The organism is Pontibacillus marinus BH030004 = DSM 16465, assembly GCF_000425225.1.
Lineage (GTDB): Bacteria > Bacillota > Bacilli > Bacillales > BH030062 > Pontibacillus > Pontibacillus marinus.
In genome coordinates, this window is the sequence record NZ_AULJ01000013.1 from 45707 (window position 1) to 60779 (window position 15073).

A 15073-nucleotide genomic window follows, 5' to 3' on the forward strand; every position below is an offset into this window, starting at 1 on the left:
GTGTGGCAACGTCGACCTACCCCACGTCGTGTGGGGCAGCAGGAGTATTGCCGTTTCAACGAACCCCTTACTCTTTTTCCAGCAACGGACCTCCACCTCACTAGTTATCTCGATTTCAAGTCTTCAAGATAATGGGGCTTTACTGGAATAAGTAGAAGACAATAATTCCAATAGAACACGAGGCATGTCTGACATGTTATAATAGGTGAAAAGATTTTCTCTGAAAGGAAGATGGTCTTGTTTCGCTGGTTATTGTTATTTATATTAGTTGTTCCAGCTTTAGAAATAGGTGTACTTGTTTGGGCTGGTAACTTAATCGGTCCATGGTGGGTCATACTCCTAATCATATCTACCGGAATCTTAGGAGCATACCTTGCCAAACAACAAGGTATGGAAACCCTGAACAACGCACGTGAAGCTGTATATAGAGGAATGATTCCTCATGACGAAATATTTGATGGGATCTGCATATTAATCGGAGCTGTTGTTCTATTAACTCCAGGTTTTATTACAGATGCGATCGGATTCACATTGCTATTTCCAACTACACGAGCTCCAATAAAATCTGTATTAAAACGTACCGTAAGAAAGATGATGGATAACGGCACCATTACGGTATTTAGAAGATAAAACATAAAAGCTGACTCCAACATAATGGAGTCAGCTTTTTTTACTCTCTTTTTATTGTGAGTGTCCTAAAATATATTTCCAAGTATCATGAAATACTCCTGATCGATAGAGTGTATTTAGAATAACTAGTGTAACAGGACCAATAATAAGCCCTAGGAAACTAAACATCTTAAACCCAACAAATAAAGCTATAAGTGTGGCTAGAGGATCAAGACCGATATTCGTAGATAACACTTTAGGCTCCATCATTTGCCTTTGCACAATCACAATAATATACAAAATAGAAAGACCTATTGTCATGAAATAATTACCAGTAAAAAACATATAAATGATCCATGGAATAAAGATGAACCCTGTACCTAAATAAGGTAGCAAATCCACAGCGCCAGTAATCATCGCAATGGTCACAGCATAGTCAACTCTTAATAGTAATAATCCAGCTAAAACAATAAAAGCTGTAATTGATATAAGAGTAAATTGTGCTTTCATGAATCCAAATAAGGCTTTTTGTAATCCTTTTAAGACGTTCCCACTTGATACGGTTAAGGGTTCAGGAGCAAACTGAAGAATTTTCTCCTTTAATTTATACCAGTCCTTACTAATGAAAAACGTCCCTAACAAAGAGAAAATGATAATGGTAGCTAGATTGGGTAGCTTACCTAATTGACTTGGGATGCTATTTAACAAGATTTTTAACCATGTCGCACCACTTTCAGCGACTTTAGTTCCGATTGTTTGAATTTGTTCTAAAACTTTCTCTTGTTGTGTGGGATCTAAAGTATTGATTATAGTTGTTAACCTTTGATAAAAAGGAATGACTTGTGCTGTTATAACACCTTGTACATAACTCACTAAATCTTTAAAATGACTAGGTATGATATTGGCTAGATTATTAAAACCATCAATTAACTCAACGACGAGGAGAACGATAACACCTATAATTGCGGCTAATATAAGTAAGATCGTAAGAAATACTGATAATGGGCGAGGTAATTTTGCTTTATTCTCCAATAAATTTACAAGCGGATTCATTAAAAAGGCGATCCCAATTGCAATTATAAAAGGATACGTGTATTGGGCAGTGTAATAAACCGTAATGCATCCGGTGATAATAATAAAGGCAACGAATAAAAAACGTGCTACACGCCAAAAATTCACCCAAAAATGATGCATGTCCATTGCATAAATCAACCTCCTCTCACAGGTTTGTTCTTATGCAAATATATGATTAGGAATGTCTATCTATACTTAATAAGCTATTTTATGTTTAAGTTACATATGACTCGGACATTGTATAAATGTAATATTTTGTTATAATATATCGAATTTCAACAAAATATTATGATAATTAAACGGTTTCAATTCACAAAAATATGTTATTTGTTTATAATTGTACGTGGGGATTTCATCCCGAAAAATTTTAATGAAAAAGTTAAGCGTTTTCTTGTAGTTTTCGGAAAACGCTCATGGGGAAATTATATTGTTAAAGGAGAGGGATTTATGGCAGTCACAAGAGGACTAGAAGGAATCGTAGCAACTGAATCTTCTATTAGTTCCATTATCGATGACCAATTAACCTATGTAGGTTATGACATTGATGATTTAGCTCAAAATTCAAGTTTTGAAGAAGTTATTTATCTTCTATGGAATAAAAAGCTTCCAACGCTTAATGAGTTAAATGAATTTAAAAAGGATTTGGCTCAAAACATGGCCATTCCAGATGAGATTATTGACCATCTTAAATCTTACAATCTGGAATCGGTTCACCCTATGGCAGCACTGCGTACAGCGGTGTCCATGTTAGGCCTATATGATGAAGAATCTGATGTTATGGAAGAAGAGGCTAACAAGCGTAAAGCCGTACGTTTACAGGCTAAAATGTCAACAATCGTGACAGCTTTTGGACGTATTCGTAAAGGTCAAGAGCCTGTATCTCCGCGTGAAGATTTCAGCTTTGCGGCAAATTTCTTGTACATGCTTAATGGTGAAGAGCCGAAGGACCTTGAGGTTGAAGCGATTAATAAAGCGCTCGTACTTCATGCCGACCACGAATTAAATGCTTCTACATTCACTGCACGTGTTTGTGTAGCGACACTTTCCGACATTTACAGCGGTATCACTGCTGCAATCGGAGCTTTAAAAGGACCATTACACGGTGGAGCGAACGAACGTGTTATGGCGATGTTATCTGAAATTGGTGAAGAAGACCGTGCTATTGATTACATTAAAGAGAAGCTAGAGAACAAAGAAAAAATCATGGGTATGGGACACCGTGTATATGAAAAAGGTGACCCACGCGCTAAACACCTACGAGAAATGTCTCGTGAACTAACAAAGATCACGGGCAACTCTAAGTGGTATAACATGTCTGTGAAAATTGAAGATTATATTAAAGAGAATAAAGGTCTTCCTGCAAACGTAGACTTCTATTCCGCTTCTGTTTACCACAGTCTAGGTATTGACCACGATCTATTCACACCACTATTCGCAGTTAGTCGTGTGTCAGGTTGGTTAGCTCACGTACTTGAACAATATGATAATAACCGTCTAATTCGTCCACGTGCTGATTATGTTGGACCAAAAGGACAAAAGTACACACCTATTGAGGAACGCTAGACTATTTTGAAGCAAGCGAAGAGCATGGGATAACATGGCTGTTATTCCTTCTTTGCTTTTCCGTTTTTACTTATCGTATGATAATAGATGTACGATATTTTAGTTGTCATTCAAAAAAACGTTTTTGGTTTTTAGAGTGACCTATTTATGAAACATTTGGAGGGATTTACAATGGCTGAAAAAATTACTGTAGAAAATGGACATATGAACGTACCAGATCATGCGATCATTCCTTTTATTGAGGGTGACGGTATTGGTCCGGACATTTGGGCTGCAGCAAGTAAAGTTATCGAAGCTGCTGTACAAAAAGCTTATGGTGACACGAAGAGTATTGAATGGAAAGAAGTATATGCTGGTCAAAAAGCATATGACAAAACTGGTGAGTGGCTCCCTGACGCTACATTAGAAACGATTCGTGATTACAAGATTGCAATTAAAGGGCCTTTAACAACACCAATTGGTGGAGGAATTCGCTCTCTAAACGTAGCACTTCGTCAAGAACTTGATTTATTCACTTGCCTACGTCCTGTACGTTGGTTTGAAGGTGTACCATCTCCTGTAAAACATCCAGAAGATACAGACATGGCAATCTTCCGTGAAAACACAGAAGATATCTATGCTGGTATTGAGTGGCAAGAAGGTTCTCCTGAAGTGAAAAAAGTTATCAACTTCTTACAAGACGAAATGGGTGTACATAACATTCGTTTCCCTGAAACATCTGGAATCGGAATCAAACCTGTATCTGAAGAAGGAACAAAACGTCTTGTGCGCTCTGCAATTGAATATGCACTAAATGAAGGACGTAAGAACGTTACACTTGTACACAAAGGTAACATTATGAAGTTTACTGAGGGTGCATTCAAAGCATGGGGTTACGATGTAGCTGAACAAGAATACGGTGACAAAGTATTCACATGGAGACAGTATGATGAGATCGTAGAAAAAGAAGGTAAAGAAGCAGCAAATAAAGCTGAAGATGAAGCAGTAGCAGAAGGTAAGATCGTAGTTAAAGATGCGATCGCAGATATCTTCCTGCAGCAGATCTTAACGCGTCCAAAAGAGTTTGATGTTGTTGCAACGATGAACCTTAACGGAGATTACATCTCTGATGCCCTTGCTGCTCAAGTAGGCGGAATCGGAATTGCACCAGGTGCGAATATTAACTTTGAAACAGGTCATGCAATCTTTGAAGCTACACACGGTACTGCTCCAAAATATGCTGGTCAAGATAAAGTAAACCCTTCTTCTGTAATCCTTTCTGGCGTTCTAATGTTAGAACACCTAGGCTGGAGAGAAGCGGCTAATCTAATTACAAATTCCATGGATAAGACAATTGGTAATAAGACCGTAACATATGACTTCGCTCGTATGATGGACGGTGCTACTGAAGTGAAGTGCTCTGAGTTCGGCGATGCACTTATCAAAAATATGGGCTAATTGTTGTTGTTAGAAAGAAAGGAGATTAATATGGCTATCCAAAGAAGAAAAGTATCTGTTATTGGCGCTGGTTTTACTGGTGCTACAACAGCCTTAATGATTGCACAAAAAGAACTTGCTGATGTTGTACTAGTAGACATTCCTGATCAGGAAAAACCTACACAAGGTAAAGCCTTAGATATGCTTGAAGCAAGCCCTGTACAAGGATTTGATTCAAATATCACAGGTACAGCAAACTACGAGGATACTGCGGATTCTGACCTAGTTATTATCACTGCAGGTATTGCTCGTAAGCCTGGTATGAGCCGTGATGACCTAGTTGCAACCAACTCTAAAATTATGAAGAGTGTAACTCAGCAAATCGTAAAATATTCTCCTGAAACAACAATCGTTGTATTAACAAATCCTGTTGATGCAATGACATACTCAGTATTCAAGGAGTCTGGATTCCCTAAACACCGTGTCATTGGTCAAAGTGGTGTGCTAGATACTGCACGCTTCCGTACATTCATCGCACAGGAGCTTAACCTATCTGTAAAAGATATTACTGGTTTTGTTCTTGGTGGTCATGGTGATGATATGGTGCCACTGATCCGTTACTCTTACGCTGGAGGTATTCCTCTAGATAAGCTAATTTCTCCAGAGCGTCTTGATGAAATTGTTGAGCGTACCCGTAAAGGTGGAGGAGAAATTGTAGGACTTCTTGGTAATGGGAGTGCATATTATGCCCCAGCTGCATCACTAACTGAGATGGCTGAAGCGATTCTTAAAGACCAACGTCGTGTGTTACCAGCTATCGCTTATCTTGAAGGTGAGTATGGCTATAAAGATATTTATTTAGGTGTACCTACAATTTTAGGCGGTAATGGTTTAGAGGATATTATTGAACTAGACCTTACTGATGATGAGAAGGCTGCATTAGATAAATCAGCAGACTCTGTCAAACACGTTATGAATGTAATCGAATAATACTCGATGTTTTCACTTGGGAAAGCTCGGTTTAGTGCCGGGCTTTTCTTATCAACCTAAGGAAAACGCTTACATTTTAGGGGGTGCACAAAATGTTAGGTAAAAAACGAACACTTGGGAAAAAGTTGAAAGACATTAATGTCGGAGATTCTTACACAACCACTTCAAAAATTGAAGACAAAGATCTTTTACTCTATTTAGGTATTACGGATGATGCGAATCCACTTTACATCCAACATGATTATGCATCTCAGACACCTTTTAAACAGCCTCTTGTTCCACCTGTGATGTTAAATGGGTTGGTAACATCTGCAGTATCCATGCAGCTTCCTGGCCCTGGTTGCCACATTATGGAAGAGCATATCCGTTACCCAAAACCAGTCTATCATTATTCTGAAGTGACCATTACATTAGAGGTAATAGATGTTAAACAGGAAGACCATGTCGTATCGGTGAAAGTTACGGGATTAGACGAAGATCAACAAGTAGTTATAACAGGTACAGTTGAAGTATCACCTGCTTATGAGCCTGAGTCTATGAATGCTCGCTCTCTTGAAAACTTTTATTAATAACTTGTAAAAGATTCCCTTACTGAGGGAATCTTTTTTTGCACGTTAAGAAGTATAAAATTTTATCGATGAAGCAAATCTACGTAGTGAAAATTTTGAAAGTCTGAAGTACAAGTTGCAACTAAATCTCTGTCTGCCTTTTAAAAGACTTGTCAATCGGTAATTTTTCTTTGTAAACTCTCTGTAAAGTTTCTCTTGTAAAGGTTTAAAGTTCTTTTAGTAAAGAGTGCTTCATTGTATGATGGAAGTACATTATAGAACTGAGGTGTTAGTATATGTCTCAAAAAATACTTATTGTTGATGATGAAGAATCTATTGTAACCTTGCTAAAATATAATATCGAACAAGCTGGTTTTGATACTGAAGTAGCTTATACTGGACAAGAAGCATTGAATCAAGCAAATGAACACACGTTTGATTTAATTGTACTAGATGTCATGCTTCCTGAAATGGATGGTATGGAAGTGTGTAAACAGCTCAGACAAAAACAAATACAAACACCTATACTCATGCTTACTGCTAAGGATGACGAATTTGATAAAGTTCTCGGGTTAGAGTTAGGTGCAGATGATTATTTAACTAAACCCTTTAGCCCAAGGGAAGTGGTAGCAAGAATTAAAGCAATTTTACGTCGAATGACATACACACCAATAGAAGACGAATCTGATGGGCCTAGTATTCAAATTGCAGATTTAGTTGTGTACCCAGAACAGTATGAAGCAACAATTAAAGAAGAGTCCATGGTATTGACGCCGAAGGAATTCGAGCTTCTCCTTTACTTAAGCAGAAATAAAGGACGTGTCCTATCCCGAGATCAACTGTTAAGTGCGGTATGGAATTATGATTTTGTGGGTGATACACGTATCGTTGATGTTCATATCAGCCATTTAAGAGAGAAGATTGAACCAGATACGAAGAAACCTGTTTATATTAAAACTATCAGAGGACTTGGATACAAAATGGAGGATCCTTCTCGAGATGCAAAAGTATGATTCTCGTCCGTTTCTAACCTATTCTATTATCGCTATTTTGCTTATGTTAGGACTTGGGTTAGTTTTAGCTCAATTAACGAAAAACTTCGTAGCTGATGTCATTGAAGAGCGAGTAAAAAACGAAGCACAATATTTATCTGAATTTGTGAATGATGCTTCTGATCTACAGCAATTGGATGAGTCAAGCCGTCAATTAAATATAGGAATGATTTATGTTACGCAAGAAAAAGAAGTTCTTTTGAATAATACAGAGGATATTCTTCATTTATCCAATAAAGAGATGGCTACTGTACAACATTTTATTAAAGATAGCGATGGTAACTTCTCTGATTATCAAAAGGGATACTTGCGCGAGCATATGTTTTTCTATCCAATTCAGACAAATGCGAGTAGCTTAGATGGTTCTTTAATTCTCGTGTTAAAAATCAGCTCGCTAGTTAATATAACATCTAATATTTGGCTAATCATTGGCATAACAATGTTTATTGGTATTTTAGTGATGGCGACATTGGGGCGTAATATATTTGAAAAGTACATTAAACCGATTCGATCAGCTGCTGGAGTTGCTGATGAGCTTGCTAAAGGGAATTACCGAGCCCGGACATATGAAGGGAACTTTGGAGAAGCGGAGAAGCTAACAACCTCAATTAACGTATTAGCTAGAAACTTACAAGAAATGACGATGCAAAAGCAAATGCAAAAAGATCGTCTAGAAGCTGTTATCAGCAATATGGGTAATGGACTTATGTTAATTGATGAAAAAGGTTATATTCATTTAGTAAACCGCGCATTCTTAGAAAGCTTTGGTGGAAGTTCATCTGATTATTTAGGGTACTTATACTATGAAGCGGTAGAAGAAGAGGAAATCCACAAGGCTGTAAAAGAAGTCTTTATGACGGAGGAGACCGTTAGGAATTCATTTATTCTTCCTCTTCAAATTGAGAGAAGATTTTTGGAAGTGTTGGGTGCTCCAATTATTAATCATGAAAAAGAGTGGAAAGGTGTAGTACTTGTTTTCCATGATATAACAGAGTTAAAGCATCTTGAACAGATGAGAAAAGACTTTGTAGCTAATGTTTCTCATGAGTTGAAAACACCGATCACGTCCATTAGAGGTTTTTCTGAAACGTTGCTTCAAGGAGCTATGGAAGACGAAGCTCTTCGAGAACAATTTATTAACATCATTCTTAAAGAAAGTGAACGTCTGCAATCACTCATTCATGATTTACTCGAATTGTCAAAGTTAGAAAAAGAAGGATTCCATTTAAATATTGAATCTGTTTCTTTAAAACAATTAATTGAGGATATCGTTCCAATCGTTGAACAACAAGCTAAAGAAAAAGACATTACGATGAACCAAAACATTTATGAAGGTGAAACGATCCGTGCAGATTCAGCAAGACTGAAACAGGTTGTCATGAATATGCTGACAAATGCAATCAATTATACACCTCAGCAAGGCGAGGTGGGGATTGAACTCCATAGTAATGATAACTATATGGAGATTATCATAAAAGATACAGGGATTGGTATTCCAGAAGAGGATATTCCGCGGATTTTTGAACGTTTTTATCGTGTGGATAAAGCGAGAAGTCGAAACTCCGGTGGAACAGGCCTTGGTTTAGCCATTGTAAAACATATTGTTGAAGCACATGAAGGTTGGATTGAAGTAGAGAGTGAATACCAAAAAGGTACTGCTTTTCATATCTACTTGCCGAAAAAGTTTACAAAAACTTAATATTCTGTTTAATGTCCCTTTATACTCCATTGGTATATTTACTATGAAACCCTTTCATCCAAGGTGTTTTCTTTGTTTGGCGGAAGCGCACAGCGCTTCCGTCCTTTTTAATTTATCGGATGTAAAAATGGTTTTCACAAAAATCACTACGTAGTATGATCGTATAGAATTTATTCAGTTAAATGGCAGTTATGTTGAAGACTTGAAACTGAGAGGTTCCGTTGCTGTTGAATAGTTTGTTGCGGTCAGTGAAACGGCAAGCCTGTTGTGGAAGAAAAGCCGAGCCTCCTCATACGCTACGCTCCTTGCGGGGTCTCGTCTTGCCTTTGTTACCACGACAGTTTGCCGTTTCCTTCCCTCCACGCGATTATGGAAACTAACGGACCATAATTTGGCTATCCCACCTCATGTTGGTTGGAAATCATATTCAGAGAAGTTGTTCAGAGCCTTGTCATGATAGGCTTATACTACCTGGAAACAGAAAACCTCATCCCAGAATTACGGCGGTTCCGTTAATCTCCATTCGGCTAAGGCGGGCTGTGGAACGGGTTGACTCCTCCGGTAGAAAGGGCGAGCGAGATCCCGCAGGAACGAAGTGACGAGGAAGCTCGATCGGTCTTCCGAGGAAAGCAACCCGTTCCACAGCCCGCCGATCTGTACAAAAGCAACGGAGCCATACGCACTTTATCTCGAAACCAAGTCTTCAACAATAGGGGGCTATACTTGAATAAACGCATAGTTTGAAGTTACGTGATCATTCGGTTAAATTTCATCAAAATGGTAATAAATTATACATTTTTTTCTATAGGTCGTATCTTTATCTAGTAATGGAAGGTATAATAAAGGTGTTATCTAAGAACATTAAAGAGACTAAAATCTTTTTATGTCTCTTTTTATTAAAGAATACAGAGGTGTAAGCATTAATGAATTATGTCTTAACTCTTATTATACCGATCATCATAAGCCTTATCATAACACCATTTGTAAGAAAGCTGGCTTTTCGCTTGAATATCGTTGATCAACCGAATAGTCACCGGAAAGTTCATCAAAAAGTGATGCCTTATTTGGGTGGTATAGCCATATACATATCCTTTTCACTTAGTTATTTAATTGCAGATCATTTTACGACTTTTGAATCCACCACTATAGGTAATTCCATCTTAATTGGTGGCCTCATCATCGTCATTACAGGTAGCATTGATGATGCAGTTGATATTCGACCTATACATAAATTAGTTGGTCAAATGATTGCTGCACTGATCCCGATTTATTATGGCCTGAGTATTAATGTTATATCCTTGCCATTCATAGAAGACGGATTGTATGTTGGCTGGTTTGGTATCGCTATAACATTCATTTGGATCGTTGGAATGACGAATGCGGTGAATTTTATAGATGGGTTAGATGGACTTGCCTCGGGTGTATCTGCCATTTCATTTGGTGCTTTATTTGTGGTTTCGTTATTGCTTGGGAACATGATGTTAGCTTTTACATCAATCTTATTAATTGGCGCACTGCTAGGGTTCTTACCGTATAACTTTTACCCAGCTCGCATCTTTATGGGGGATTCTGGCTCTCTGTTTCTCGGTTATACACTTGCGGTTCTATCATTACTTGAGCTAAAACAGGTAACACTAGTGTCCTTTTTAGTACCGATTATTATTTTAGGGATCCCTTTGATGGATACGTTTTATGCAATGATAAGAAGAAAATTAAAAGGTGTGCCGATCTCATCACCTGATAAAGATCATCTGCATCATCGCTTTCTGCATTTAGGGTTTTCACATCGGACAACCGTATTGATAATCTATGCCATTTCATTTGTTTTTTCTTGCTTTGCTGTTCTAGTGTTATATACAAATATTTTGCTTTCGTTGTTCGTAGTTGGAATTGTGTTGGTACTTGTTCATTTATTTGCGGAATTTATTGGGATTTTTTCCGATCAGTTCAAGCCTCTGACATCATTTCTTTTCAAATTTATCAGGGCAATGGAGCGTCAAAAATAAAATTAACTAATGAGCCTTGTCTTTATGGCAAGGCTTTTTTTTGACTTTAAAGATGCTCTCAATAAAACTAAGTAGTAACTCCAAGGGGACTATGCAAAAAAAGAAAAAACTGTGTACCGATTTTTTAAAAATACTTAGTAGCAACTCCGAACACATTTAAAAAATAATGCAAAAACATAAACAAATTAAACAATAAAAGAGAACAGAAGAAAATCCCTGTTTCAACTAGACAGGGATTTTCTTCATGAAACCATTTATTCTTGCTCTTCTTCATATTCAAAATCAGGTTCTTGCATTTTGGAATCATAGGTTACTTTCACACTGTGATTATCAAAATACCAAGCGTCATCTTGTTCGATATAAAAGTGTACTCCATCAACGGTAGTCTCTGCAATGGGTTCTTGTGGCGTGTCAGGGCGAACTCCAAGGGAGAATCCTGGTTTTAATCCGCCAACACCTCCATATCGAACAAAGAATCGAAGAGAGTCGTTGTCACTTAATTCTAATTCATCTTTATACCATTGTGCTGCTTCTTCTGCTACTTTTAATTGCATATCTTCAACTCCTAGTAGGGATTATGTGCTCCTATATCGTATTACACTAAAAGAGGGGTTTCAAACATAGGGATTTATTTATTAGGATGAAACAAAGGATATGATTCATTCGTACTACTAATAAAGGATGAAAAATAGGGGGGAAATCATTTGGCTTTATTAGAAGCAATAGAATTATCGAAGACTTTTCAAAAGCATAAAGCAGTTGATGATTTACATATTACAATTAGAGAAGGTGAAGTTCTAGGCTTGCTTGGACCAAATGGAGCTGGTAAGTCAACGACCATATCAATGATTGCATCGTTGCTGGAGCCAAGTAGAGGAGAGATTCTGTACAAAGGAAAATCCGTATTAAAGAAATCCGAAATCATTCGTAAAGAACTCGGACTTGTACCTCAAGAAATTGCTTTGTATCCAGAATTCACAGGTAAAGAAAACTTAATGTTTTTTGCTCGGCTTTATAAAGTCCCAAAAAAAGAAAGGGCGGAACGAATTGCTGAAGTATTATCTATTGTGGGCTTATCAGATCGTGCATCTGATAAGGTAGAAAAGTATTCTGGAGGAATGAAGCGTAGACTGAATATCGCCTGTGCGCTTTTGCATAAACCAAAACTACTGATTATGGATGAGCCAACTGTAGGAATTGATCCACAATCGAGAAATCACATACTTGAAATGGTTAAACAATTGAATACAAAAGGGATGTCTATATTGTATACATCTCATTACATGGAGGAAGTAGAAACATTATGTGATCGAATTGCGATTATGGATCATGGGTCTATTATTGCTGAGGGTAAAAAGCAGGATTTGATTGGAATGGTTCAAGATCAAGATTTACTGTATGTTTCTGTAGAACAACAGGTTGCAGGCTTTGAACAAGCAGTAAAAGAAATTGATGAGGTCCTATTTATGGAACGAGAAGATTTCAGATACAAAATCGGATTAAAACAGCAAGCTGAAATTCTGCCTGAGTTGTTTACATTGGCACATGAATACGGGATTCGTATTCAGGGGATTGATATCCAATCACCTAGGCTTGAGGATGTATTCCTTCATTTAACAGGGAGGTCATTAAGAGATGAATAGAGGTGTAAAAGGATGATTGTTACTCACGCATGGAAAGATATAAAAAGGATGCTAAGAGATCGTAAAGCCTTAATGATAACAGTCCTTATGCCAACTATTTTAACAGCAATCTTAGGGCTCTCAATCGGAAATATGATGAATGGCAATACAAAGCTAGAAACCATTCCAATCGCAGTTGTGAACCAAAGTGAAGTCGCGAGTTTTAAAAACAACATTCAGTCTGGAGAAACTTCAGATACACCCGTGGATTTTGCGGAAATTTTTATTGAAAATATATTAGCAAGCGAGGACCTGCAAGATGTAATATCCTATGAACAATTATCAAAAGAGAGGGCATTACAAAAATTAGAGAATGGAAAACTTTCCACAGTTATCTTTTTTCCAAAGTCTTATAATCAAGAAGTTTTGAATGTAATGAATCAGCCTTCCTCAAAACAAGTGGAGGTAACACTTTATCAGAACCCTGATGAATCATTACATAATGAAGTTATTAAAGGAGTCGTGGAATCTTATACAAACCAATTGTCGAAAAGTGTGATTGCGCAAAATACCATGGTTACACTTATGATGAAGGAGCCAAAGCTTCAACAAGAGATTACAAGTTCCATGGGGGAAGTCATTCAAAAGGTGAATGAAACAAACCGGCCAAACATTTCTGTTATGCGCGAGCCATTTGGTGACATTGAGTCGTTATCAGGTATGCAGTATTTTACAGCTGGTATGGCAGTCATGTTCATGTTGTATGTTGGTGGATATAGTGCAATTTATGTAAGAGATGAAATACGCAGTGGAACGTATAACCGATTACGTTCTACAGGAATGTCATTTTGGCACTTGGCTGGTGGGAAATTTATATCTACTGCTCTATTAGTCTTTTTGCAAATTATATTTTTATTTATGTTTGAAAAACTCGTTTTTGGTATGGAATTTACAAACATATACTTACTCTTGCTTATGATTGTTATCACAGCTTTATCTGTTTCTTGTTTATCTATTCTGTTAACTACGATTACAGTTGTGAATCAAGAAACGCGTTTAAATGAGCTCTTTCAAAGTGTGATTATTCCTTTTCTAGCCATGGTTGGTGGAAGTTTTATTTCAATTTCGATGATGCCAGAACCTATTCAGATGTTTGGTCACAATGTCATAAATGGAGCTGCATTACAAGGTTTTACATATGTAATGCAAGGTTACTCTTTCTCAGAGCTGTTTGGACCGATCCTAGCTCTTCTAATTAACGGTCTTATCTTCCTTGTATTAAGTGGCCTCATTATATTTAGAAGGAAAGAGGTGTTTCGATGAGAGCACTATTATGGGGAAGGTTAAAAGGATTTCGAAAACAATGGGTTCTCTATTTAATTATGCTTATACTGCCTATCGTTTTCACCTATTTCTTTTCAATGATGGGTGACCAAAGCAAGTATAAAGTTTCCATAGTTTTTGATCATGATGTAGCTGTTCAGGAAAAGTTACTAGATGAGTTGAAAAAAGAGGAAACATTACAACTTGAAAATGTTTCTAGTAGTGAAATGGAAGAAGGTATTGTAAATGGGGGATATGAAGCCGGAATTTATTTTGATGAAAAAGCTTTAAACAAAATAGAACAAGGTATAGGCCCAATTGATTTGGTGATGTATCGTACGAAAGATGGTGCGAGCTTAGAATTAATTGAGCAAGCTATTATGAAGGCAGTTAATCGAGTAGTTAACCAACAACAGTTATCCAAAACGATAATAGCCGAGGTAGAAGGAAATCTCTCATTAAGGAACGTAAGCCAACTTGTACAAAATGCTTATCAAGAAGAATTACCAGTTACTGTTCAAGCATCTACTCTTGAGAGCGAGACGGAAGTGAAATATGACCCACAATTCCAGGCGCTTGTAGGGTTTACATTGTTCTTTACAATCTATACGATCATTTTCACCCTAGGAGAGATCTTAGAGGATCGCTCCAAAAACATTTTAGCACGTATTACGATTGCACCTGTGTCTACAACAAAATGGTTTATGGCGAATTTTATTTATAGTTTTCTTGTTGGGTATTCCCAAATTTTCATCCTGATCTTATTTGGTAAGTATGTTATGAATATGGATTGGGGAGATCACTTAACTCTTTTATTCACTGTACTCGCCTTTTATGTGATGGCTACGATGGCGATTGGCATGTTGTTATGCGGCTTCTCAAAAAACATGCAACAACTTAATGCTTTAACACCAATCGTTGCTGTTAGTTTTGCAATGATCGGGGGCGCATATTGGCCAATTGAGATTGTATCAAATGAAATTTTATTAAAGTTAGCCCATATAACCCCTATTTATCATGCCATGAATGCATTGAAATCACTTGTATTATATGATCATGGAGTAACTGCAATTTTAACTGAGTCATTCAGTTTGTTGGGCATGACCCTAATCTTAATTGTTATAGGAATCCTATTATTTAAAAAACAATCAAAAACATAAAAAAGAGGAAA

General features: G+C 37.2%; 13 protein-coding genes. 11 read left to right on the plus strand and 2 right to left on the minus strand.

Going from position 1 to position 15073, the window contains the following annotated elements; translation table 11 throughout:
• Nucleotides 1-237: 237 nt before the first annotated feature.
• Nucleotides 238-630 (plus strand): FxsA family protein, encoded by a 393-nt coding sequence (locus tag H514_RS0103345; protein ID WP_027445668.1) that lies wholly within the window; start codon nucleotides 238-240, stop codon nucleotides 628-630.
• Nucleotides 631-681: 51 nt separating this feature from the next.
• On the opposite strand, the gene ytvI is transcribed toward H514_RS0103345, so the two are convergent.
• Complete coding sequence (gene ytvI / locus H514_RS0103350; RefSeq protein WP_027445669.1) at nucleotides 682-1809, minus strand: sporulation integral membrane protein YtvI; 1128 nt, start codon at nucleotides 1807-1809, stop codon at nucleotides 682-684.
• A 321-nt stretch (nucleotides 1810-2130) separates the two neighbouring features.
• Between ytvI and citZ the strand changes: the two genes are divergently transcribed.
• From citZ to H514_RS0103385, 7 genes are all read left to right on the plus strand, one after another.
• Entirely contained in the window at nucleotides 2131-3246 is a 1116-nt protein-coding gene (gene citZ / locus H514_RS0103355) for a citrate synthase (protein WP_027445670.1), read from the plus strand.
• Between the two features lie 147 nt (nucleotides 3247-3393).
• Nucleotides 3394-4683 (plus strand): NADP-dependent isocitrate dehydrogenase, encoded by a 1290-nt coding sequence (gene icd / locus H514_RS0103360; protein WP_267879767.1) that lies wholly within the window; start codon nucleotides 3394-3396, stop codon nucleotides 4681-4683.
• 30 nt (nucleotides 4684-4713) lie between these two features.
• Nucleotides 4714-5652, plus strand: coding sequence for a malate dehydrogenase (mdh, locus tag H514_RS0103365; protein ID WP_027445672.1), 939 nt, complete (start codon nucleotides 4714-4716; stop codon nucleotides 5650-5652).
• Between the two features lie 92 nt (nucleotides 5653-5744).
• A complete protein-coding gene (locus H514_RS0103370; protein WP_027445673.1) occupies nucleotides 5745-6221 on the plus strand; it encodes a MaoC/PaaZ C-terminal domain-containing protein in 477 nt (158 codons plus the stop codon).
• Nucleotides 6222-6496: 275 nt separating this feature from the next.
• Nucleotides 6497-7213: a response regulator transcription factor gene (locus H514_RS0103375; RefSeq protein WP_027445674.1), complete on the plus strand. Its 717-nt coding sequence runs from the start codon at nucleotides 6497-6499 to the stop codon at nucleotides 7211-7213.
• Complete coding sequence (gene pnpS / locus H514_RS0103380) at nucleotides 7200-8951, plus strand: two-component system histidine kinase PnpS (RefSeq protein WP_027445675.1); 1752 nt, start codon at nucleotides 7200-7202, stop codon at nucleotides 8949-8951. Before H514_RS0103375 ends, pnpS begins: the two co-directional genes overlap by 14 nt.
• A gap of 923 nt (nucleotides 8952-9874) precedes the next feature.
• Nucleotides 9875-10957 carry an MraY family glycosyltransferase gene (locus H514_RS0103385; protein WP_027445676.1) on the plus strand — a complete coding sequence of 361 codons (1083 nt, stop codon included), beginning with the start codon at nucleotides 9875-9877 and terminating at the stop codon, nucleotides 10955-10957.
• A gap of 254 nt (nucleotides 10958-11211) precedes the next feature.
• On the opposite strand, the gene H514_RS0103390 is transcribed toward H514_RS0103385, so the two are convergent.
• Nucleotides 11212-11511 carry a HesB/YadR/YfhF family protein gene (locus tag H514_RS0103390; protein ID WP_027445677.1) on the minus strand — a complete coding sequence of 100 codons (300 nt, stop codon included), beginning with the start codon at nucleotides 11509-11511 and terminating at the stop codon, nucleotides 11212-11214.
• A 150-nt stretch (nucleotides 11512-11661) separates the two neighbouring features.
• Between H514_RS0103390 and H514_RS0103395 the strand changes: the two genes are divergently transcribed.
• Genes H514_RS0103395 through H514_RS0103405 form a run of 3 tightly spaced genes read left to right on the plus strand, consistent with a single transcriptional unit; the run spans nucleotide 11662 to nucleotide 15062 of the window.
• On the plus strand, nucleotides 11662-12600 hold the full coding sequence (locus tag H514_RS0103395) for an ABC transporter ATP-binding protein (RefSeq protein WP_027445678.1): 939 nt from the start codon (nucleotides 11662-11664) through the stop codon (nucleotides 12598-12600).
• Between the two features lie 12 nt (nucleotides 12601-12612).
• The gene (locus H514_RS0103400) at nucleotides 12613-13902 is read left to right on the plus strand and encodes an ABC transporter permease (RefSeq protein ID WP_027445679.1); all 1290 of its coding nucleotides are present in this window, start codon (nucleotides 12613-12615) and stop codon (nucleotides 13900-13902) included.
• A complete protein-coding gene (locus H514_RS0103405) occupies nucleotides 13899-15062 on the plus strand; it encodes an ABC transporter permease (protein ID WP_027445680.1) in 1164 nt (387 codons plus the stop codon). Before H514_RS0103400 ends, H514_RS0103405 begins: the two co-directional genes overlap by 4 nt.
• The last annotated feature ends 11 nt before the right edge of the window (nucleotides 15063-15073 follow it).

Coding starts and splice junctions, on each gene's coding strand:
- ytvI (WP_027445669.1), bottom strand. CDS start 1,809: ATGGACATGCATCATTTTTGGGTGAATTTTTGGCGTGTAGCACGTTTT.
- citZ (WP_027445670.1), top strand. CDS start 2,131: ATGGCAGTCACAAGAGGACTAGAAGGAATCGTAGCAACTGAATCTTCT.
- icd (WP_267879767.1), top strand. CDS start 3,394: ATGAAACATTTGGAGGGATTTACAATGGCTGAAAAAATTACTGTAGAA.
- mdh (WP_027445672.1), top strand. CDS start 4,714: ATGGCTATCCAAAGAAGAAAAGTATCTGTTATTGGCGCTGGTTTTACT.
- H514_RS0103370 (WP_027445673.1), top strand. CDS start 5,745: ATGTTAGGTAAAAAACGAACACTTGGGAAAAAGTTGAAAGACATTAAT.
- H514_RS0103375 (WP_027445674.1), top strand. CDS start 6,497: ATGTCTCAAAAAATACTTATTGTTGATGATGAAGAATCTATTGTAACC.
- pnpS (WP_027445675.1), top strand. CDS start 7,200: ATGCAAAAGTATGATTCTCGTCCGTTTCTAACCTATTCTATTATCGCT.
- H514_RS0103385 (WP_027445676.1), top strand. CDS start 9,875: ATGAATTATGTCTTAACTCTTATTATACCGATCATCATAAGCCTTATC.
- H514_RS0103390 (WP_027445677.1), bottom strand. CDS start 11,511: ATGCAATTAAAAGTAGCAGAAGAAGCAGCACAATGGTATAAAGATGAA.
- H514_RS0103400 (WP_027445679.1), top strand. CDS start 12,613: ATGATTGTTACTCACGCATGGAAAGATATAAAAAGGATGCTAAGAGAT.
- H514_RS0103405 (WP_027445680.1), top strand. CDS start 13,899: ATGAGAGCACTATTATGGGGAAGGTTAAAAGGATTTCGAAAACAATGG.